At 73.0% G+C, this 18,737-nt stretch carries 20 protein-coding genes and 1 pseudogene; 7 read left to right on the forward strand and 14 right to left on the reverse strand.

Features of this window, described 5'->3' with window-relative positions; genetic code table 11:
- Positions 1-79 precede the first annotated feature (79 nt).
- The 4 genes from BM237_RS18675 to BM237_RS18690 all read right to left on the reverse strand — a co-directional run bounded on the left by BM237_RS18675 (position 80) and on the right by BM237_RS18690 (position 3,616).
- Positions 80-745, reverse strand: coding sequence for a GNAT family N-acetyltransferase (locus tag BM237_RS18675; protein WP_093850836.1), 666 nt, complete (start codon positions 743-745; stop codon positions 80-82).
- 121 nt (positions 746-866) lie between these two features.
- Positions 867-1,742, reverse strand: coding sequence for a MetQ/NlpA family ABC transporter substrate-binding protein (locus BM237_RS18680; protein ID WP_425443711.1), 876 nt, complete (start codon positions 1,740-1,742; stop codon positions 867-869).
- A gap of 114 nt (positions 1,743-1,856) precedes the next feature.
- On the reverse strand, positions 1,857-2,525 hold the full coding sequence (locus BM237_RS18685) for a methionine ABC transporter permease (protein WP_093850838.1): 669 nt from the start codon (positions 2,523-2,525) through the stop codon (positions 1,857-1,859).
- A complete protein-coding gene (locus BM237_RS18690) occupies positions 2,522-3,616 on the reverse strand; it encodes a methionine ABC transporter ATP-binding protein (protein ID WP_093850839.1) in 1,095 nt (364 codons plus the stop codon). The genes BM237_RS18685 and BM237_RS18690 overlap by 4 nt, the downstream gene beginning before the upstream one ends.
- A gap of 560 nt (positions 3,617-4,176) precedes the next feature.
- On the opposite strand from BM237_RS18690, the gene BM237_RS18695 reads away from it, so the two are divergent.
- A complete protein-coding gene (locus tag BM237_RS18695; RefSeq protein WP_093850905.1) occupies positions 4,177-4,545 on the forward strand; it encodes a hypothetical protein in 369 nt (122 codons plus the stop codon).
- On the forward strand, positions 4,538-4,966 hold the full coding sequence (locus BM237_RS18700; RefSeq protein ID WP_093850840.1) for a hypothetical protein: 429 nt from the start codon (positions 4,538-4,540) through the stop codon (positions 4,964-4,966). Before BM237_RS18695 ends, BM237_RS18700 begins: the two co-directional genes overlap by 8 nt.
- An 89-nt stretch (positions 4,967-5,055) precedes the next feature.
- On the opposite strand, the gene BM237_RS18705 is transcribed toward BM237_RS18700, so the two are convergent.
- A complete protein-coding gene (locus BM237_RS18705; RefSeq protein ID WP_093850841.1) occupies positions 5,056-5,583 on the reverse strand; it encodes a GNAT family N-acetyltransferase in 528 nt (175 codons plus the stop codon).
- Positions 5,584-5,977: 394 nt separating this feature from the next.
- Complete coding sequence (locus tag BM237_RS18710; RefSeq protein WP_093850842.1) at positions 5,978-7,132, reverse strand: glycerophosphodiester phosphodiesterase; 1,155 nt, start codon at positions 7,130-7,132, stop codon at positions 5,978-5,980.
- A gap of 246 nt (positions 7,133-7,378) precedes the next feature.
- Between BM237_RS18710 and BM237_RS18715 the strand changes: the two genes are divergently transcribed.
- Complete coding sequence (locus BM237_RS18715) at positions 7,379-8,059, forward strand: lysophospholipid acyltransferase family protein (protein WP_093850843.1); 681 nt, start codon at positions 7,379-7,381, stop codon at positions 8,057-8,059.
- 100 nt (positions 8,060-8,159) lie between these two features.
- Here BM237_RS18715 and BM237_RS18720 read toward each other — a convergent pair whose 3' ends face one another.
- Positions 8,160-8,762: a hypothetical protein gene (locus tag BM237_RS18720; protein WP_093850844.1), complete on the reverse strand. Its 603-nt coding sequence runs from the start codon at positions 8,760-8,762 to the stop codon at positions 8,160-8,162.
- A gap of 162 nt (positions 8,763-8,924) precedes the next feature.
- Between BM237_RS18720 and BM237_RS30555 the strand changes: the two are divergent.
- Positions 8,925-9,290: pseudogene (locus tag BM237_RS30555) on the forward strand (carbonic anhydrase); the annotation flags it as partial.
- An 86-nt stretch (positions 9,291-9,376) separates the two neighbouring features.
- Here the strand turns inward: BM237_RS30555 and argH are convergent.
- The 3 genes from argH to BM237_RS18740 form a co-directional block, all read right to left on the reverse strand.
- Positions 9,377-10,843, reverse strand: a complete 1,467-nt coding sequence (gene argH / locus BM237_RS18730; RefSeq protein WP_093850845.1) for an argininosuccinate lyase — start codon at positions 10,841-10,843, stop codon at positions 9,377-9,379.
- Between the two features lie 160 nt (positions 10,844-11,003).
- Positions 11,004-12,200, reverse strand: coding sequence for an argininosuccinate synthase (locus BM237_RS18735; RefSeq protein ID WP_093850846.1), 1,197 nt, complete (start codon positions 12,198-12,200; stop codon positions 11,004-11,006).
- A gap of 133 nt (positions 12,201-12,333) precedes the next feature.
- Positions 12,334-12,759 carry a DUF488 domain-containing protein gene (locus BM237_RS18740; protein WP_093850847.1) on the reverse strand — a complete coding sequence of 142 codons (426 nt, stop codon included), beginning with the start codon at positions 12,757-12,759 and terminating at the stop codon, positions 12,334-12,336.
- Positions 12,760-12,819: 60 nt separating this feature from the next.
- On the opposite strand from BM237_RS18740, the gene BM237_RS18745 reads away from it, so the two are divergent.
- The 3 genes from BM237_RS18745 (at position 12,820) to BM237_RS18755 (ending at position 14,739) form a co-directional block, all read left to right on the forward strand.
- Positions 12,820-13,407 carry a pyridoxamine 5'-phosphate oxidase family protein gene (locus BM237_RS18745; protein WP_093850848.1) on the forward strand — a complete coding sequence of 196 codons (588 nt, stop codon included), beginning with the start codon at positions 12,820-12,822 and terminating at the stop codon, positions 13,405-13,407.
- A gap of 127 nt (positions 13,408-13,534) precedes the next feature.
- Positions 13,535-14,047 (forward strand): GNAT family N-acetyltransferase, encoded by a 513-nt coding sequence (locus BM237_RS18750; RefSeq protein WP_245793752.1) that lies wholly within the window; start codon positions 13,535-13,537, stop codon positions 14,045-14,047.
- Positions 14,048-14,172: 125 nt separating this feature from the next.
- The gene (locus tag BM237_RS18755) at positions 14,173-14,739 is read left to right on the forward strand and encodes a GNAT family N-acetyltransferase (protein ID WP_093850850.1); all 567 of its coding nucleotides are present in this window, start codon (positions 14,173-14,175) and stop codon (positions 14,737-14,739) included.
- Between the two features lie 44 nt (positions 14,740-14,783).
- Here BM237_RS18755 and BM237_RS18760 read toward each other — a convergent pair whose 3' ends face one another.
- Genes BM237_RS18760 through argJ form a run of 4 tightly spaced genes read right to left on the reverse strand, consistent with a single transcriptional unit; the run spans position 14,784 to position 18,676 of the window.
- Positions 14,784-15,344: an arginine repressor gene (locus tag BM237_RS18760; protein ID WP_093850851.1), complete on the reverse strand. Its 561-nt coding sequence runs from the start codon at positions 15,342-15,344 to the stop codon at positions 14,784-14,786.
- Positions 15,345-15,351: 7 nt separating this feature from the next.
- Positions 15,352-16,614, reverse strand: coding sequence for an acetylornithine transaminase (locus BM237_RS18765; RefSeq protein WP_093850852.1), 1,263 nt, complete (start codon positions 16,612-16,614; stop codon positions 15,352-15,354).
- Positions 16,611-17,525: an acetylglutamate kinase gene (gene argB, locus BM237_RS18770; protein ID WP_093850853.1), complete on the reverse strand. Its 915-nt coding sequence runs from the start codon at positions 17,523-17,525 to the stop codon at positions 16,611-16,613. Before argB ends, BM237_RS18765 begins: the two co-directional genes overlap by 4 nt.
- Entirely contained in the window at positions 17,522-18,676 is a 1,155-nt protein-coding gene (gene argJ, locus BM237_RS18775; RefSeq protein ID WP_093850854.1) for a bifunctional glutamate N-acetyltransferase/amino-acid acetyltransferase ArgJ, read from the reverse strand. Before argJ ends, argB begins: the two co-directional genes overlap by 4 nt.
- Between the last annotated feature and the right edge of the window lie 61 nt (positions 18,677-18,737).

Below are 18,737 nucleotides of genomic sequence, written 5' to 3' on the forward strand. Positions count from 1 at the left end.
AGTGAGGTTACCGCGCCCGGCGCGGGGGGCCGACCGGGGCTTCACGGCTCGGGCTTCACGGTTGCGGGCTTCCGGGCCGTCAGCGCCAGTCGGGGTAGGCGGAGTAGCTCCCGGCCTCGGGGTAGGCGGAGTAGCCGCCGGCGTCGGCCGCCTCGCCCGGCCCGTCCTCCAGGTCCTCCGGCAGCAGGCTCCACACGATCAGGTCGGTGCGGATGTCGGTCCAGTTCCCGTCCTCGGTGCGGGTCCGGGCTATCCAGGCGTTGCGCAGCACGCCCTCGCTGACGCAGCCGACCTTCTGCGCGACCTGCTGGGAGGCGGTGTTGCCGGCCGGGGTGCGGATCTCCAGCCGCTCGAACTTCCGGTCCTGGAAGAGCCACTGGACGGCGGCGAGCAGCGACTCGGCGGCGTACCCCTCGCCCCGTGCCCAGGGCGCGATCACATACGCGGCCTCGGCGGACAGCACCCGCCAGTCGGCCTTGCGCAGGTGGACGGTGCCGACCAGGCGCTGGGTGAGGAACTCGGTGACGGCGAAGACGATGCCGCGTCCCCCGGTCCGCTCCGCGGGCGCCCCCCGCGTGATCCACTCCCGGGCGTGCTCCTCGGTGTAGGGGGCGGGTACGGAGGTCCAGGCGGTGACCAGTTCGTCGTTCATCATCTCGGTGAACGCCGGGGCGTCCTCGGTCTCGAGGGGACGCAGCACGAGCCGTTCCGTGCTGATCGAGATCTCCGGGAAGATGGATGTCATGCGCCGCTCCAGCCTGACGGGGTCGAGTGCACAGCATGCAGCATCACCCCGGCGGCGTGCAGCGCGGGCCCCGGCGGCGGGCCGGCCCACCGCCGGGGCCCGGCCCACCGCCGTACCGGTGTCAGGAGGCGTCGGAGGCGGCCACCACCGAGCCCCGGTACTCCTCCTCGATGAAGCCGGCGACCTCCTCGGAGGCCAGCAGGCCGGCCAGCTTCCTCACCCGCGGGTCGTCCTCGTTGCCCTCCTTGACGACCAGGAGGTTGACGTAGGGGTTGCCCTCGGCCTCCTCCAGGGCCAGGGCGTCCTCGGCGGGCTCCAGACCGGCCTCGATGGCGTAGTTGCCGTTGACGACGGCGGCGTCCACGTCTTCGAGGGAGCGGGGCAGCGCGGCCGCCTCCAACTCCTTGAACTCCAGGCCCTTGGCGTCGGCGATGTCGGCCAGGGTGGCGTCCTGCCCGGCGCCGTCCTTCAGCTCGATCAGGCCGTGGTCGTCCAGGAGCCTGAGGGCGCGGCCCTCGTTGGTGGTGTCGTTGGGCACCGCGACGGTGTCGCCGGCGCCGAGTTCGGAGGCCTTCTTCAGGGTGGAGGAGTACAGGCCCAGCGGTTCCAGGTGGACGCCCGTCACGGGCACCAGGTGGGTGCCCTGCTTGGCGTTGACGTCGTCCAGGTAGGGCTTGTGCTGGAAGTAGTTGGCGTCGACCTCGCCGTTCTCGGTGGCGGTGTTGGGGAGGACGTAGTCGGTGAACTCCCGGATCTCCAGGTTCAGTCCGGCCTCCTCGGCCAGATTGTCCCTGACGAAGCCGAGGATGTCGGCGTGCGGGGTCGGGGAGGCGGCGACGGTCAGCGGCGCGTCGGCGCCTTCGGAACCGCCGGAGGCGGCGGGGTCGGAGTCGGTGCCGCAGGCGGCCAGCGACAGGGCCAGCGCGGTGGCGGCCAGGGCGGCGCCGGACCTGGTGATGGCGGACCTGGTGATGGCGGACTTGGTGATGGTGCGCACGAAGAGTGCCTCTTTCCGTTCTGCGTTCTCCGGGCTCCGGGGTGTGCCGGGGCTCCGGTCGTGCCGGACAAGGGGTCCGGCTTCCATGGGTGTGGGGAGTGGTTCGGGGGTGGTTCAGGTGGCGCGCTCGCGGCGGGAGAGCAGGCGCACCGCGCCGTCGCCCAGGAGCTGTACGGCGGTGACGAGGGCGAGCAGCACGACGACGGTGGCGAGCATGAAGCCGGTCTCGAAGCGCTGGTAGCCGTAGGTGATGGCCTTGCTCCCCAGGCCTTCGGCGCCCACCGCGCCGGCCATCGCGGAGTAGCCGACGAGGGTGATGACGGTGGTGGTCAGACCGGCCACGAGGGAGGGCAGGGCCTGTGGCAGCAGCGCCTTGAGGACGACCGTGCCGGTGCCGCCGCCCATGGACAGGACGGCCTCGACCAGTCCGTGGTCCACCTCGCGCACGGCCGTCTCCACCAGGCGGGCGAAGAAGGGGATGGCACCGATGGACAGCGGCACCACGGCGGCCGTCGGGCCGATGGAGGTGCCGACGACCACGCGGGTGAAGGGGATCAGGGCGACGACGAGGATGATGAAGGGCAGGGAGCGCCCGACGTTGACCACGGTGCCGACGGCCTTGTTGACCGCCCTGTTCGCCAGCAGCCCGCCGCGGTCGGTGAGCACCAGCAGCACGCCCAGCGGGAGGCCGCCCAGGACGGTGACGAGGGTGGACCAGCCGACCATGTAGAGGGTGTCGACGGTGCCCTGGAGCAGGATGGGCTGCATCTCCGGCCAGGTCATCGGGTCTTCTCCACGGTCTCGGGGGTCTCGGGGGTCTCAGGGGCCCGGGCGGCTCCGGCCGCCTCGGGGAATTCGACGGTCAGTCCCCGCTCTCGCAGGAAGCCGATCGGCACGGCGTTGTCCTCGCGCCGGCCGGGCAGTTCGATCCGCATCCGGCCCACCTGGCGGCCGCCGATGGTGTCCATGGCGGCGCCGAGGATCGACACGTCGACGCCCTGGGCGCGTGAGAGCTGGGAGATCAGCGGCCGTCCGGTGCTCTCGCCGTGGAAGGTGACGTCCACGACGGTGCGCTCCCGGACCGTTTCCTTCCCGGTCTCCGCCTCCCCGGCCGGGGTCGCTCCCCCGAGGGGGAACAGCTCGCGGGCCAGCTCCGAGCCCGGGGTGGCCAGCAGCCCGGAGACGGTGCCGGACTCGGCGACCTTCCCGTCCCGCATCAGTGCGGCCGAGTCGCAGACGGTCTTGACGACGTCCATCTCGTGCGTGATGAGCAGAACGGTCAGGCCGAGCTGCCGGTTGAGGTCGCGCAGCAGGGCCAGGACGGAGCGGGTGGTCTCCGGGTCGAGGGCGGAGGTCGCCTCGTCCGACAGCAGCACCCCGGGGTCGCCCGCCAGCGCCCGGGCGATGCCGACGCGCTGCTTCTGGCCGCCGGAGAGCTGTGCGGGCCAGGAGCGGGCGTGGTCGGCGAGGCCGACCAGGCCGAGCAGTTCCCGGGCCTTCCGGGCGCGCTCGCGGCCGGGGAGGCCGAGGATCTCCAGCGGCAGTTCGACGTTGCCCTGGACGGTCCGGGAGGACAGCAGGTTGAAGTGCTGGAAGACCATGCCGATGCGGCTGCGGGCCCGGCGCAGTTCGGCGCCGGCCCGCGGTCCGCGCCCGGCCAGGGCGGTGAGGTCCCGGCCGTCGACGACGACCGTGCCGGAGGTGGGGCGCTCCAGCAGGTTGACGCAGCGGATGAGGGAGGACTTCCCCGCGCCGCTGCGGCCGACGACGCCGAAGACCTCGCCCTCGCGGACATGGAGGTCGACGCCGTCGAGCGCTGTCACGTCGCGGCCTCGGGAACGGTAGACCTTGGTGAGTCCCGTGGTGGTGATCACTGGGTGTCCATGACTGTCGAGTGCGCGGCGCGGGGTGCGGCGCCGGGCACGGGATGTTCCTGACGAAGGGGGTGGGGACCCGCGGTCCGGGCCACGCCTGGCGCGGGCGGACGGCGGGCGAGCACGGGGCCGGGCACATCCGGCGCTCTCCCGGCGGACTGCCGGGAGGCGGGAGGCTCAGGTCTCGCTTCGGGGCGCGAGGCGGCTCGGGCGGGGGCCCTCAGCGGTCACACATTCGACACATACGGCGAGCACCGGGCGTCGTGGTCGCCTCGGTCGCATGGATGCGGCAGCTCGTCGCGGTCATGCGGACGAGTAAAGCAGACCCCTGCCCTCTACACGTAAAAAACGGACACCCGTGTCCGGATACTGGACATTCGAGTGTGCGACGACCGGCCCGCCCGCCCTCGCCGAAAAGTCGCCGTACCCGCTTCCACCTGCGTGGACGCTATTCGTGAGCCGTACGGGGAGCGGCCCGGTCTGTGGTCAAGACCACGATGGGCGGGGGCTTCCGGAGGGGTCGTTCCGTCCGCGATGACGGGCTCGAATACAGTGCCGACATGCTCACCCCGCTGACGGTCGCGGTCGCCGTGGCCGCGCTCGCCCTGGCCGCATGGTGCGGCTTCGCGGCCTACCGGGACCAGCCGACCAAGGACTGGCACTTCGCCGGCATGGCCGTGGTGACCGCGCTCGCCCTGGTGCAGCTGGTCGTCGGCGTCGTACAGCTGGCGCGCGGCGAGAAGCCGGACGGCGGCACGGTGGTCTTCGTCTCCTACCTGCTGGGCGTGGCGGCCTGCGTGCCGGCGGTCGGCTTCATGTCGCTGGCCGAGCGCACCCGCTGGGGCTCGGCGACGGTCGCCGCGGGCGCGGTGGTGATGGCCGTGCTCCAGGTGCGGCTGTACGACGTGTGGGGAGGCGGGCATGGCTGATCCCCCGGGCCCCCCGGAGCGGCCGGGTCTGAACCGCGGGCCGGGCCGGCTGCTGGTCACGCTGTACGCGGTCTTCGCGATCGGTGCGACCTCCCGCTCGGTCTACCAGCTCTCCACCCGCTTCGACGAGGCGCCGCTGGCGTACGTCCTGTCGGCGGTGGCCGCGGCCGTCTACGTGGTGATCACCGTCGCCCTGGTCCGCGGCGGCAGGGGCGCCCGCCGGGTGGCGCTGGTGTGCTGCGCGGCCGAGCTGGCCGGGGTGCTGACGGTCGGCACCTGGACGGTGCTGGATCCATCGGCCTTCCCCGACGCGACCGTCTGGTCGGACTACGGCCTGGGATATCTGCTGCTCCCGCTGGTCCTGCCGGTGATCGGCCTGCTGTGGCTGCGCCGTTCGCCCGCCGGGGCCGGCGCGGCCTGACCGGCCCCGGCATACGTACGACCGCCCCGGTGGGGATTCCACCGGGGCGGCCGTGCTCGTACGGGACGCGTGATGCGTACGGGGCGCGGTCAGGCGCTGGCGGCGTACGTCCGGGAGACGTCCCCGCCCGCCGGCGAGGGCTCCGGCGCCTTCTCCAGGGTCACCATGTCCAGCCTGGAGGAGACCCGCTCCGTGGCCACCGGGGTGTAGCCGAGCCTGCGGTAGAGGCGGATGCCGCTCTCGCTGCGGTGTTTGGTGGACAGCCGGTAGCGCCTGGCGGACCGCTCCCGCGCCAGCCGTTCCTCGACCGCGGACAGCAGCCTCCCGCCGAGCCCGTGCCGCTGCATGCGGGGGTGGACGATCAGCTTGCCGATCACGGCCGTGCCGTCGTCCTCGACACGGCCCCGTACCGAGCCGACGACCTCCGCGCCGAGCCGGGCCACGAGCACGCAGCCGCGGGCCAGTTCGGCGCGGAGGCCGTCGAGGGTCTGGGTGAGCGGCTCGATGCCGTAGTCGCCGTACAGCGCGGCCTCGGACTGGTAGCACAGGTACTGCAGTTTGAGGATCTGCTCGGCGTCTTCGTCCGTCGCCGCCGAGATGGTCACGCTCGTTCCCATGTGCGCACGTCTCCCCATGTCTCGTCATGTCCGGGCGCGCGTGTCGAACGAGGGTCGCGCGCCCGAACTGTCTGCCCTGATGACGCCGGTGGTTCACCGCACCTTTCCCCTGGTTCGGGGGGCGCAACCTCCGTCGTGAGCATTCTGCGCGGGCAATCGATGCAAGGGGAACGAATCGGTCCGGGACCGCCCTGTGAGATTCCCAACTCGCGGGCCTCTTCCCCGCGGCGGGGATCCGGCGGGAGGGCCGTCCCGCGTCGCGGCTGCCGTGCGGGCCGCGGTGCGAAACGGTCGCGCGGGCCGCGGCCCGCACCACCCTCGCGGGTGACCGCCGCGGCCCGCGCCGGCCTTCGGGCCGGGCCGACCGGAACTGACGGCCCGGCCGGCCGGGCCGTCAGTTCCGGCGGAAGTCCTCGGCGGCCAGCAGAGCGGTGTCCGGCTGGTCGGCGAAGATGCCGTCGATGCCCGTCTCGAAGTACGCCCGCAGGGCGCCGAAGGCGTCCCCGTAGGCGTCCGGGTCGGTGCCGCGGCGGAAGTCCGCGGGCAGGAAGCGGTTCTCGTTGCGCATGGTGTACGGGTGGAGCAGCAGCCCGCGGGCATGGGCATCGCGCACCAGGGTGGTGGGCTCGCCCAGCCGCCCGTCCGCCCGCCGGGGGACGACGAGGTCGAGCACCGGGCCGACGCCCTGGGCGAAGCCGGAGATCCACTCCAGCCCTTCGGGGGTGACGAGGTCCGCCACGGTGCGCGGGTCGCCGGCCTGTTCGAAGTCCCAGGGGCGGGAGTCGGCGGTCCACAGCAGCACCACGCGCGGAGTCCTCACCAGCCGGCTCATCCGCTCCATGCTGGTCGGCTCGAAGGACTGCAGGAACGTGGGGGAGTTGGCGCGGTCCCGCCCGTACCGGCGCAGCAGCTTCGCCAGCCGCTCCTCCAGGCCCAGACCCAGTGCGCGGAAGTGGCTGGGGTGCTTGGTCTCGACGTGCAGCCAGACCGGGCGTCCGCGCCGGCGGCCCTCGCGCTCGGCCCAGCGCAGCACCTCCTCGAAGGACGGGACCGTCCAGCGACCGTCGTAGAGGGTGTTGTCGGGGCGGGTGCCGGGGATGCGCTCGGTGGCGCGCAGCGTCTTGAGCTCGGCGAGGGTGAAGTCCTCGGTGAACCAGCCGGTGATCTCGGTGCCGTCCACCGTCTTGGTGGCCTTGCGGTCGGCGAACTCCGGGTGGTCGGCCACGTCCGTGGTGCCGGTGATGTCGTTCTCGTGGCGGCAGACGAGATGGCCGTCCCGGGTGGGCACGAGATCCTGCTCGATGACGTCGGCGCCCATGTCGAGGGCGAGTTGGTAGGCCCCCAGAGTGTGCTCGGGCCGGTAGCCGCTGGCGCCGCGATGGGCGATGACGGCGGGCACCGGCAGGGCCGTGCGTCCCCGGCCCGCGCCTCTCCCCCGGCCGCCGTCGGCCGTGGCCGCCGCGGCGGCCGGTCCCAGCGCCGCCGCGCCCGCGCCCAGCACCGCCGCGCCCAGCACGGTCCTGCGGTCCGGCCTCTGCGCCTGTCCCATGGGCACTCCTCTCCTCTTCACACGCCTGTGACTGTCCCGCGCCCGCCAGGCAACGGAACCCGCGCATGGTAGGTGCGCGTCACTTCACTGCGGGAGGCCGCGCACGAAACGAGGCGTGAACGGCTGACAAATCGCGCCATCACGGGGTATCCGTGGGACGAACCCGGCGCGCACCCGCCGGTGACCGGCGAGTACCGTACTGATCCGCGCGGGTGCGCGCGCTGACCATCACGACCGGAGGGCACGTTGTCCCGTTTCCTGCTCATCAAGGCGCTGCTCGGCCCGCTCCTGCGCGTGCTGTTCCGTCCGCAGGTCGAGGGAGCGGAGCGGATCCCCGGCAGCGGCCCGGTGATCCTGGCCGGCAATCACCTGACCTTCATCGACTCGATGATCCTCCCCCTCGTCGTCGACCGGCAGGTCTTCTTCATCGGCAAGGACGAGTACGTCACCGGGAAGAGCCTCAAGGGCCGTCTGATGGCGTGGTTCTTCACCGGCGTCGGCATGATCCCGGTGGACCGCGACGGCGGGCGCGGCGGTGTCGCGGCGCTGATGACCGGCCGCCGGGTGCTGGAGGAGGGCAACGTCTTCGGCATCTACCCGGAGGGCACCCGCTCCCCCGACGGCCGCCTGTACCGGGGCCGCACCGGCATCGCCAGGCTGACGCTGATGACCGGCGCGCCGGTCGTCCCGTTCGCGATGATCGGTACCGACCGTGTGCAGCCGGGCGGCAGCGGGCTGCCCCGGATCGGGCCGGGACGCCGGGTCACCGTCCGCTTCGGCGAGCCGCTGGACTTCTCGCGCTACGACGGCATGGACCGCGACCGCTATGTGCTGCGGGCCGTGACCGACGAGGTGATGAGCCATGTGATGCGCCTGTCGGGCCAGGAGTACGTGGACGTGTACGCCACCAAGGCCAAGGCGGCCTGAAGCTTCGTCCGGCTCCCGGAGCCCGGTACCGCCCGCGGACGGTACCGGGCTCCGGGGGCCGGCGTCTTCCCGCCGGCGGGCGGCCCACCGGGTGGACGGCTCACCGGGGCGGGCACCCGGCCGCCGGCCCGGCCGGCCCGGCGGCTCCTTCGGGAACACCGTGCGCGAGGACCAGCTTGAGCAGCAGCACCACGGGCAGCCAGGCCATTCCCCCGGGTGCGGTGACCAGCGGCGCGACCATGGCTCCCAGGCCGACGGCCCCCAGCGCCACCGGGCGCCGGAGGGATTCGCGGACCCGGGCCACCAGTACGGCGCCGGCCAGCGCCCAGAGGTACCACAGGGGGCCCCACCACCAGGGCCCGCCGTCGAAGGCGAGGCCGGCCGCGACCGGCTGGACGTGCGCGGCGGTGAAGCCCACCGGATGGTGCAGGAAGCGCCCCACCGTCCCCGTTCCCAAAGGCGGCGGCGAGTGGTAGAAGCGCTTGGCCGTGTCCAGCCCGTTGGCCACCACACCCCCCGCCAGGTCCCACACGAGCAGCAGGCCCAGCACCCACTGCCACCAGGTCCAGCCCTCGTCCCGGCCGTACACCGCGAGGACCGCGCACCCGGCCGCCGCCACGGCGTGGGCCAGGACCTTCTGCGCGGGGGTCGCGCCCGTGCCGAAGAGCCAGTCCGGCCTGCCGGTCCTCCCGGGCTCCCGCACCCTCTCCGCTCCTTCTCGTCGCCACCGCCGCGGATGGGCGGCGCGGTCCACGGCGTCCCGGACGGGTGTCCGGGCGGACAGCCACTCCCCCGGGCGACCGCGTCCCCTTCGGCACACCCGGGTTCCCTCCTTCCGGCGGCATGCCCGGGCCCGGGGCCGTCCATGCTTCCCAGGACGGCGACGGGCCCGGAGGAACAGGTTCCGCGCTCTTCGACGAACCGCCGCCGGACAGCGCTGCGCGGGACGTCCGGCTGGGCCGCGCGGAGGGCGCGGGCGCCGGCCCAGGAGAGGCGCGAGGGGCGCGAGGAGAGGAGGCGGCGGGTGCTCCGCCGCCCCGCGCCCCGTCGCCGCTGTTCCGGCGGCCTGTGTGTGGACTGCCCGGTGATGCCGGAGACGCTGTTCGGCCGGGAGCCCGGCGCGCTGCTGGTGATCCGTACCGCCGCGCACACCCTGGACGCGGTGGTCGAGGGCAGTGTCGGGTACGGGCCGGTGGAGCCGGGCGTGCCGCTGGTGGCCGTGCTGGGGCACGAGCGCTGCGGGACGGGGCCGCGGCGCTGGAGTCGCGTACGGCGGGCGCCGGGCCGCCGCCCGCTCGGCGGCGGCCCGGCGGAGGGTCAGCCCACGGTGCCCGGACGGGCCTGCCCGGCCCAATCCCGCTGCCGGGCCAGGTCCTCCTTGACCTCGGCGAGCTGGACGGCGACGGCGGACGGCGCGGTGCCGCCCCGCCCGTCGCGGGAGGCCAGGGCTCCGGAGACGCTCAGCACGGTGCGGACCTCGGGGGTGAGATGCGGCGAGATCTCCGCGAACTGCCCGTCGGTCAGTTCGTCCAGCCCGATCCCGGCGGCCTCGCAGACCTTGACGCACTCACCGGCGATCTCGTGCGCGTCCCGGAACGGCACGCCCCGCTTCACCAGCCACTCGGCGACGTCGGTGGCCAGGGAGAAGCCGGCCGGGGCCAGCTCGGCCATCCGCTCGCGGTTGACGGTGAGGGTGGCCATCATCCCGGTGAACGCCGGCAGCAGGATCTCCAGCTGGTCGCAGGAGTCGAAGACCGGCTCCTTGTCCTCCTGCAGGTCACGGTTGTACGCCAGCGGCAGCGCCTTGAGAGTGGCCAGCAGTCCGGTGAGGTTGCCGATGAGCCGGCCGGACTTGCCGCGCGCCAGCTCGGCGATGTCCGGGTTCTTCTTCTGCGGCATGATCGACGAGCCGGTGGAGAAGGCGTCGTGGAGGGTGACGAAGGAGAACTCCTTGGTGTTCCAGATGATCACCTCCTCCGCGATCCGGGAGAGGTCCACGCCGATCATCGCGGTGATGAAGGCGAACTCGGCGACGAAGTCGCGCGAGGCGGTGCCGTCGATGGAGTTGGCGGCCGAGCCGTGCTCGAAGCCGAGGTCGGCGGCGACCGCGCGGGGGTCCAGGCCGAGCGAGGAACCCGCCAGCGCCCCCGACCCGTAGGGCGAGACGGCGGTGCGCGCGTCCCACTGCCGCAGCCGCTCGGCGTCCCGCGACAGCGCCTGGACGTGGGCGAGGACATGGTGGGCGAAGAGGACCGGCTGGGCGTGCTGGAGGTGGGTGCGGCCGGGCATCGCCACGTCCGGGTGCGCCTCGGCCAGGGAGACCAGTGCCTCGTTCAGGTCGGCGAGCAGACCGCCGATGATCCGGGCGTGGTCACGCAGGTACATCCGGAACAGTGTGGCGACCTGGTCGTTGCGGGAGCGCCCGGCGCGCAGCTTGCCGCCGAGCTCGGGGCCGAGGCGCTCCAGCAGTCCGCGCTCCAGGGCGGTGTGCACGTCCTCGTCGGCGACGGTGCCGGTGAAGGTGCCGTCGGCGACGTCGGCGGCCAGCCGGTCGAGGCCGGCGAGCATCTTCTCCAACTCGTCGGCGGTCAGCAGGCCGGCCCGGTGGAGCACCCGGGCGTGGGCGCGCGACCCGGCGATGTCGTAGGGGGCCAGCCGCCAGTCGAAGTGGACGGAGGCCGAGAGGGCGGCCAGCGCCTCGGCCGGTCCGTCGGCGAACCGGCCGCCCCACAGCCGTACGTCGCCGCCTGCGGCGGGGGGCGGAGTCTGGGGGGCGTTGGTCATCGGTGCTCCTCGTGCGCTTACCGGTCGTGCTGGGCGTGCCGGGCGGTTTCGGGCGGTATCGGACCGCCGGGCCCGGCTGGGACGGGAAGGCGCCCACCTCCTCCACCACAGGGCGGAGGAGGCGGGCGGTGTGCGGTGTGCGGCTGCCGCGGGGGGCAGGTTACTGCGCGAGGTCCCGCTTGGCGGCGATCTTGCTGCTCATACCGAAGATCTCGATGAAGCCCCTGGACATCGACTGGTCGAAGGTGTCGCCGGTGTCGTAGGTGGCCAGGTTGAAGTCGTACAGCGACGTGTGGGAGCGCCGGCCGGTGACGGTGGCCCGGCCGCCGTGCAGGGTCATCCGGATGTCGCCGGACACGTGCTCGTTGGCCTCCTCGACGAAGCCGTCCAGGGCGCGCTTGAGCGGGGAGAACCACAGGCCGTCGTAGACCAGTTCGCTCCAGCGCTGCTCGACCTGCCGCTTGTAGCGGGCCAGTTCGCGTTCGACGGTGACGTTCTCCAGCTCCTGGTGGGCGGTGATCAGCGCGATAGCGCCCGGCGCCTCGTAGACCTCGCGGGACTTGATGCCCACCAGACGGTCCTCGACCATGTCGATCCGGCCCACGCCCTGGGCCCCGGCCCGCTCGTTGAGCTGCTGGATGGCCTGCAGGACGGTGACGGGCCTGCCGTCGAGGGCCACGGGGACGCCCTTGTCGAAGGTGATGACCACCTCGTCGGCCTCGCGCGCGGCGGCCGGGTTCCGGGTGTAGTCGTAGACGTCCTCGATCGGCGCGTTCCAGATGTCCTCCAGGAAGCCGGTCTCCACGGCCCGCCCGAAGACGTTCTGGTCGATGGAGTAGGGCGACTTCTTGGTGGTGGCGATCGGCAGTCCCTTGTCCTCCGCGAAGGCGATCGCCGCATCACGCGTCATGGCGTAGTCCCGCACCGGTGCGATGCACCTCAGCTCGGGGGCGAGGGAGGAGATGCCGGCCTCGAACCGCACCTGGTCGTTGCCCTTGCCGGTGCAGCCGTGGGCGACGGTGGTGGCCCCGTGCTTCCTGGCGGCGGCCACCAGGTGCTTGACGATGGCCGGCCGGGAGAGGGCGGAGACCAGCGGGTAGCGGTCCATGTAGAGCGCGTTCGCCTTGATCGCGGGGAGGCAGTACTCCTCGGCGAACTCGTCCCTCGCGTCGGCGACCTCGGCCTCGACGGCGCCGCAGGCGAGCGCGCGCTTGCGGATGACGTCCAGGTCCTCTCCGCCCTGGCCGACGTCCACGGCGACGGCGATGACCTCGGCGCCCGTCTCCTCGGCGATCCAGCCGATGCAGACGGAGGTGTCCAGGCCACCGGAGTAGGCGAGTACGACGCGCTCGGTCACAGGGGGCTCCTTACGATGCATACGGTGACTGGTATAAGTATGCATCCCTCCGTATGGTTCGTCAAAGAGCGGTCATCCATCAGGAAAATCGCAGGTCAGATGCCTTCCGGTGATCCGCAGCGCACCGAACGCGTCAGTCGGGGGCGCCCCGGGCGGTCTCCCGCAGCACCTCGGCCAGTACGACCGCGTGGCTGCGTTCCACGTCCCTGGTGGCCGTCAGCAGCGTCAGCGTCCCCTCCCCGGCCGACTCCCGCAGCCGCTCCACCGCCTCGTGCCGCCCCGCCTCCTCCAGTTCCGCGCGGTAGCGTCCGGCGAACTCCGCGTACCGCTCCGGGGCGTGGCCGTACCAGCGGCGCAGCCCGTCCGACGGGGCGGCGTCCTTGCACCACTCGTCCAGTTCCGCCGCGTCCCGGCTCAGGCCGCGCGGCCAGATCCGGTCCACCAGCACCCGCCGGCCGTCCCCGGGGCCGGCCTCCTCGTACACACGGCGCACCCGCACCTCGGGGCCCCCGCTCCCGTCCCGGCTCCTGTCCCCGCCTGCTCCCCTGCCTTCGGCCATGTGTCCAGCCTGCGCCGGAAATACCGGGCGCGCACGCGCACACGGCGGCATGATGCCCATGTGGGAAAGACATACGAACGCATCGACGGACGGCTGCGGGACTTCATCGAGGCCCAGCCCGTCTTCTTCACCGCCACCGCGCCGCTGTCCGGCGACGGCACCGTCAATCTCTCCCCCAAGGGGCTGAGGGGTTCCTTCGCCGTCCTCGACGAGCGCACCGTCGCCTATCTCGACTTCGCCGGCTCCAACGCCGAGACCGTCGCCCATCTGCGGGAGAACGGCCGGATCACCCTGATGTGGTGCGCCTTCACCGGCCCGCCGAACATCGTGCGCGTCCACGGCCGCGGGGAGCCCGTCTTCCGCGACGACCCGCGCTGGGGAGAGCTGATCGCCCGATTCCCCGGCATCGACCACTCCCGGCACGGCCTGCGCGCGATCATCGTGGTCACCGCCGAGCTGATCCGCGACACCTGCGGTTACGCCGTACCGCTGATGACCTACGAGAGCGACCGTCCGCTGCACGGTTCGCGCTTCGAGCGCGAGACGGACGAGTCGCTGGACGCGTACTTCCACAAGAAGGAGCATGTCGCCACCAGCATCGACGGTCTCCCGGGGCTTCCGCTTCCCCTGCCGCCCACACCCGCCTGACCACCTGCCCGCCTGGGCACCCGCCTGCCTGGACACATGCCCGCCTGGCGGAACGCCCTTGCGGCCGGAGCCACGGAAGGAGTTCGATCGGGCGGTGCGAACCGAACACATCAGCAGTGCCGCGCCGGTGATCAACCGTCTGCCGGCCACCGAGATCCCCGCCGCGGCCCGGGACCTGGCCGCCCTGCTCCGCGACGCCGTCGAGGGCGGCTCCTCGATCGGCTTCCTCGCCCCGCTCGACCTCGCCGAGGCGGCGGCCTGGTGGGAAGGTCTGGCGCCCGAGGTCGCCGACGGCAGGACGGCGGTGTGGGTCGCCCGGGGCGGCGGCCGGATCCTGGGGACGGTGCAGCTGAAGTTCTGCGGCATGCCCAACGGCCGCCACCGTGCGGAGATGGCCAAGCTGATCGTGCACCGGGACGCCCGGGGCCGGGGGCTGGGCCGGCGACTGCTGGCGACGGCCGAACGGGAGGCCGCCGGCGCGGGGATCCGCCTGCTGGTGCTGGACACCCGGACCGGCAGCCCGGCCGAGCACCTCTACCGTTCGGCCGGCTGGACCGAGGCCGGCACGATCCCCGACTACGCCGCCGACGCCGAGGGCGTGCTTTGGCCCACGACCTTCTTCCACAAGAAGCCGCTCTGAGCAGGCGGAGGGCGGGCGCCGCCGGTGTGACGGCGGACTCGGTCATGGCGGCCACCGGGAGCGGCAAGACCGCCGCGACCACACACCCCCACCGACACCGGCAAACGACCCTTCGAGGAGTCCCCATGTTCAGCACCCCTCTCGGCGACGGCGCACAGCTGTGCCCCCTGGAGCCGTGGCAGGCGCCGGAGCTGGCCGCCTACACCGACCGGGTGCGTGACCATCTGGCGCCCTGGCTGCCGTGGGCGCACACCGTCACCGACACCGCCTCGGCCCGTGCCTTCCTCCAGCGCTACGCCGACAAGCAGGCCGCCGACGAGGGCCGGATCCACGGCATCCGGCTGGACGGCGAGTTGGTGGGCGGCATGCTCTTCCGGCTGTTCAGCGTCTCCGAGGGCTCCTGCGAGCTGGGCGCCTGGCTGGCCCCCGAGGCGCAGGGGCGCGGGCTGGTCACCACCGCGGCCCGCCGCATGATCGACTGGGCGGTCGGGGTGCGCGGTCTGGCCCGGGCGGAGTGGCTGGTCTCCCCCGACAACGGCCCCAGCATCGCGGTGGCCGAGCGGCTGGGCATGACGCACGAGGGCACCCTGCGCAGCGTGTTCCCCATGGGCGGCCGCCGCCACGACCTCCAGGTCTGGGCTGTGCTGGCCCACGAGTGGCAGGCCGCCGACGGGAACGGCGCACACGGCTGACGGGGGCGAACCGCGCGGCCCGGATCCCGGCCGGGCCCCGGGCCTCAGGCGCCGTTGCCCTGGTGGGAGTTCTTCTGCGCCAGCCGCAGCAGATGATCGGCCAGGGCCTGCCCGCCGGTGGGGTGACGGCTGATCAGCAGCAGGGTGTCGTCGCCGGCGATGGTGCCGATGATGTCGTGCACCTCCGCCTGGTCGATGGCCGAGGCGAGGAACTGGGCGGCGCCGGGCGGGGTGCGCAGCACCACCAGATTGGCCGACGCCTCGGCGGAGATCAGCAGCTCGCCCGCCAGGCGTGCCATCCTCGCCTCGCTCGCGGACTCCCCCAGCGGGGCCCGGGGCGTGCGGTCGCCGCCCTCGCCGGGGACGGCGTAGATCAGTTCGCCCCCGGTGTTGCGGATCTTCACCGCGCCCAGCTCGTCCAGATCCCGGCTGAGCGTCGCCTGGGTGACGCTCAGCCCGTCGTCGGCGAGCAGCTTGGCGAGCTGGCTCTGGGACCGGACCGGCTCGCGGTTCAGGATCTCCACGATCCGGCGGTGCCGGGCCGTACGCGTGTGGGGTACGGCCGGGCCGCCGTGGTTGCCGCCCTGCGCCTGCGCCTCGGTCATCTTCTCGTCAGTCTCCGGCTCGTCGGGGCCCGCCGGCGGCGTCGAGGACGGCGGGAAGGGACCGGACCAGCGCGTCCGCCTCGGCTTCGCCGATGATCAGCGGCGGGGCCAGCCGGATGACGTCCGGAGCGCACGCGTTCACCAGGAAGCCCGCGTCCTGGGCAGCCTGCTGCACCTGGGGTGCGACGGGTTCGGTCAGTACGATACCGAGCAGCAGCCCGGCGCCGCGGACGTGGTCGACCAGCGGGTGCCCCAGCGCCCGGACACCGTCGCGCAGCCGGCCGCCGATCCGCTCGACGTGGCCGAGGAGGCCCTCGGAGGCGATGGTGTCCAGGACGGCGAGCGCCGCCGCGCAGGAGACCGGGTTGCCGCCGAAGGTGGAGCCGTGGTGTCCGGGGCCCAGCAGCTCGGCGGCCTCGCCGAAGGCGACCGTGGCGCCGATGGGCAGTCCGGCTCCCAGCCCCTTGGCGAGGGTGACGACGTCGGGCCGCACCCCCTGCGCCTGGCAGGCGAGCCAGTGCCCGGTGCGGCCGATGCCCGTCTGGACCTCGTCGATCACCAGCAGGGTGCCGGTGGCGGCGGTGATCTCGCGGGCCGCGGCCAGATAGCCCTCGGGCGCGACGACGACGCCGTTCTCGCCCTGGATCGGTTCGACGATCACCAGGGCGGTCTCCTCGGTGACGGCCGCCCGCAGCGCACCGGCGTCGCCGTAGGGGACATGGGTGACCTCGCCGGGCAGCGGGAGGAAGGGGTCGCGTTTGGCGGGCTGGCCGGTCAGCGCGAGGGCGCCCATGGTGCGGCCGTGGAAGCCGCCCTCGGTGGCGACCATGTGCGTCCGGCCGGTCCGGCGGCCGATCTTGAACGCCGCCTCGACGGCCTCCGCACCGGAGTTGGAGAAGTAGACGCGCCCCGTGCGGCCGAAGATCCGGAGCAGCCGTTCGGCCAGGGCGACCGGGGGTTCGGCGACGAAGAGGTTGGAGACGTGGCCGAGGGTGGCGATCTGCCCGGAGACCGCGCGGACGACCGCCGGGTGGGCGGTGCCGAGCGAGTTGACGGCGATGCCGCCGACGAAGTCCAGGTACTCCCTGCCGTCGGCGTCCCACAGCCGGGCGCCCTCGCCGTGGGTGATCGGAACGCGGGGGGTGCCGTAGTTGTCCATCAGCGAGCCCTGCCAGCGCCGGGTGAGACCGGCGTTGCCGGGCGCGGGGGCGGCGGGTACGGGGGCGGGGGTGGCGCCCGTGGTGGCGGTGGTGGCGGTGGTGTCGTTCATGCCCGCTTCTCCTTCTCCGGCGCGGCGCCGTCCGGTACGACCATGGTTCCGATCCCCTCGTCGGTGAAGATCTCCAGCAGGATGGAGTGCTGGACACGCCCGTCGATGACCCGGGCGGTGTTGACGCCGTTGCGCACGGCGTACAGGCAGCCCTCCATCTTGGGCACCATCCCGCTGGCCAGGTCCGGCAGCAGCCTCTCCAGCTCGCTCGCGGTCAGCCGGCTGATCACGTCGTCGCTGTTGGGCCAGTCCTCGTAGAGTCCCTCGACGTCGGTGAGCACCATCAGCGTCTCGGCGCCGAGCGCCGCCGCGAGGGCCGCGGCGGCGGTGTCGGCGTTGATGTTGTAGACGTGCCCGTCGTCGGCGCTGCGGGCGATGGAGGAGATCACCGGGATGCGGCCGTCGTCCAGCAGGGCCTGGACGGCTCCCGCGTCCACCTCGGTGATCTCGCCGACGCGGCCGATGTCCACCTTCTCCCCGTCGATGTGCGCGTAGCGCTTGGTGGCGGTCAGGGTGTGCGCGTCCTCGCCGGTCATGCCGACGGCGAGCGGGCCGTGCCGGTTGAGCAGGCCGACCAGTTCGCGCTGTACCTGGCCGGCCAGCACCATCCGCACGACGTCCATCGCCTCGTCGGTGGTGACCCGCAGCCCGGCCTTGAACTCGCTGACCAGGCCGAGCCGGTCCAGGTGGGCGCTGATCTGCGGACCGCCGCCGTGGACGACGACGGGCTTGAGGCCCGCGTGCCGCAGGAAGACCACGTCCTGGGCGAACGCGGCCTTCAGCTCCTCGTCCACCATGGCGTTGCCGCCGAACTTGACGACCACGGTCTTCCCGTGATGGCGGGTCAGCCAGGGCAGCGCCTCGATGAGGATCTGGGCCTTGGGCAGGGCGGTGTGCCTACGTGTGCTCATGACGAATAAGCGCTGTTCTCGTGGACGTAGTCGGCGGTGAGGTCGTTGGTCCAGATGACGGCGGACTTCTCGCCCGCCGCCAGGTCGGCGGTGATGCGGACCTCGCGGTAGCGCATGTCCACCAGTTCGCGGTCCTCGCCCACCGATCCGTCGCGGCAGACCCACACGCCGTTGATGGCGACGTTCAGCCGGTCGGGCTCGAAGGCGGCGGAGGTGGTGCCGATGGCGGACAGGACCCGGCCCCAGTTGGGGTCCTCGCCGTGGACGGCGCACTTGAGGAGGTTGTTGCGGGCGATGGAGCGGCCCACCTCGACGGCGTCGTCCTCGCCGGCGGCGTTCACCACCTCGATCCGGATGTCCTTGGAGGCTCCCTCGGCGTCCCGGATCAGCTGCTGCGCCAGGTCGTCGCAGACGGCCCGCACGGCCTCGGCGAACTCCTTCGCCTCCGGGGCGACCCCCGAGGCTCCGGAGGCCAGCAGCAGCACGGTGTCGTTGGTGGACATGCAGCCGTCGGAGTCGATGCGGTCGAAGGTGGTGCGGGTGGCCTCGCGCAGCGCGGCGTCCAGTCCGGGGGTGTCCACGTCGGCGTCGGTGGTGAGGACCACCAGCATCGTCGCCAGCCCGGGGGCGAGCATGCCCGCGCCCTTGGCCATGCCGCCCACGACCCAGCCGGAGGAGCCCTCGGCGACGGCGGTCTTGTGCACGGTGTCGGTGGTCTTGATGGCGATGGCGGCCCTGTCGCCGCCGTGCGGGGAGAGCGCCTCGGCGGCCTTCCCGATCCCCGGCAGCAGCCGGTCCATCGGCAGCCGGACGCCGATCAGGCCGGTGGAGCAGACGGCGACCTCGCCGGCGCTGTGACCGAGTACCTCGGCGGTCTTCTCGGCGGTGGCGTGGGTGTCCTGGAAGCCGAGCGGGCCGGTGCAGGCGTTGGCGCCGCCGGAGTTGAGGACGACGGCCGAGACCTGCCCGCCCCTGAGGACCTGCTCGGACCAGAGCACGGGCGCGGCCTTGACGCGGTTGGAGGTGAACACACCGGCCGCGGCCAGGCGCGGCCCGGTGTTGACGACCAGAGCCAGGTCGGGGTTGCCGTTGTCCTTGATCCCGGCGGCGATCCCCGCCGCGGTGAATCCCTTCGCAGCGGTCACACTCATGGTGTTCTTCCGCTCCCTTCTCCGCCCGCGCGGCACAGCGCGGGCATCGTCGTCAACAGCC

This window comes from Streptomyces mangrovi (genome assembly GCF_900114215.1).
Classification (GTDB): Bacteria; Actinomycetota; Actinomycetes; order Streptomycetales; family Streptomycetaceae; genus Streptomyces; species Streptomyces barkulensis.

Bases quoted from the DNA above. Each gene is read 5' to 3' on its own strand.
- argH (WP_093850845.1), bottom strand. From the start codon at position 10,843: ATGACCAACGCCCCCCAGACTCCGCCCCCCGCCGCAGGCGGCGACGTA.
- BM237_RS18740 (WP_093850847.1), bottom strand. From the start codon at position 12,759: ATGGCCGAAGGCAGGGGAGCAGGCGGGGACAGGAGCCGGGACGGGAGC.
- BM237_RS18755 (WP_093850850.1), top strand. From the start codon at position 14,173: ATGTTCAGCACCCCTCTCGGCGACGGCGCACAGCTGTGCCCCCTGGAG.
- BM237_RS18675 (WP_093850836.1), bottom strand. From the start codon at position 745: ATGACATCCATCTTCCCGGAGATCTCGATCAGCACGGAACGGCTCGTG.
- argJ (WP_093850854.1), bottom strand. From the start codon at position 18,676: ATGAGTGTGACCGCTGCGAAGGGATTCACCGCGGCGGGGATCGCCGCC.
- BM237_RS18710 (WP_093850842.1), bottom strand. From the start codon at position 7,132: ATGGGACAGGCGCAGAGGCCGGACCGCAGGACCGTGCTGGGCGCGGCG.
- BM237_RS18700 (WP_093850840.1), top strand. From the start codon at position 4,538: ATGGCTGATCCCCCGGGCCCCCCGGAGCGGCCGGGTCTGAACCGCGGG.
- BM237_RS18685 (WP_093850838.1), bottom strand. From the start codon at position 2,525: ATGACCTGGCCGGAGATGCAGCCCATCCTGCTCCAGGGCACCGTCGAC.
- BM237_RS18765 (WP_093850852.1), bottom strand. From the start codon at position 16,614: ATGAACGACACCACCGCCACCACCGCCACCACGGGCGCCACCCCCGCC.
- argB (WP_093850853.1), bottom strand. From the start codon at position 17,525: ATGAGCACACGTAGGCACACCGCCCTGCCCAAGGCCCAGATCCTCATC.
- BM237_RS18760 (WP_093850851.1), bottom strand. From the start codon at position 15,344: ATGACCGAGGCGCAGGCGCAGGGCGGCAACCACGGCGGCCCGGCCGTA.
- BM237_RS18695 (WP_093850905.1), top strand. From the start codon at position 4,177: ATGCTCACCCCGCTGACGGTCGCGGTCGCCGTGGCCGCGCTCGCCCTG.
- BM237_RS18705 (WP_093850841.1), bottom strand. From the start codon at position 5,583: ATGGGAACGAGCGTGACCATCTCGGCGGCGACGGACGAAGACGCCGAG.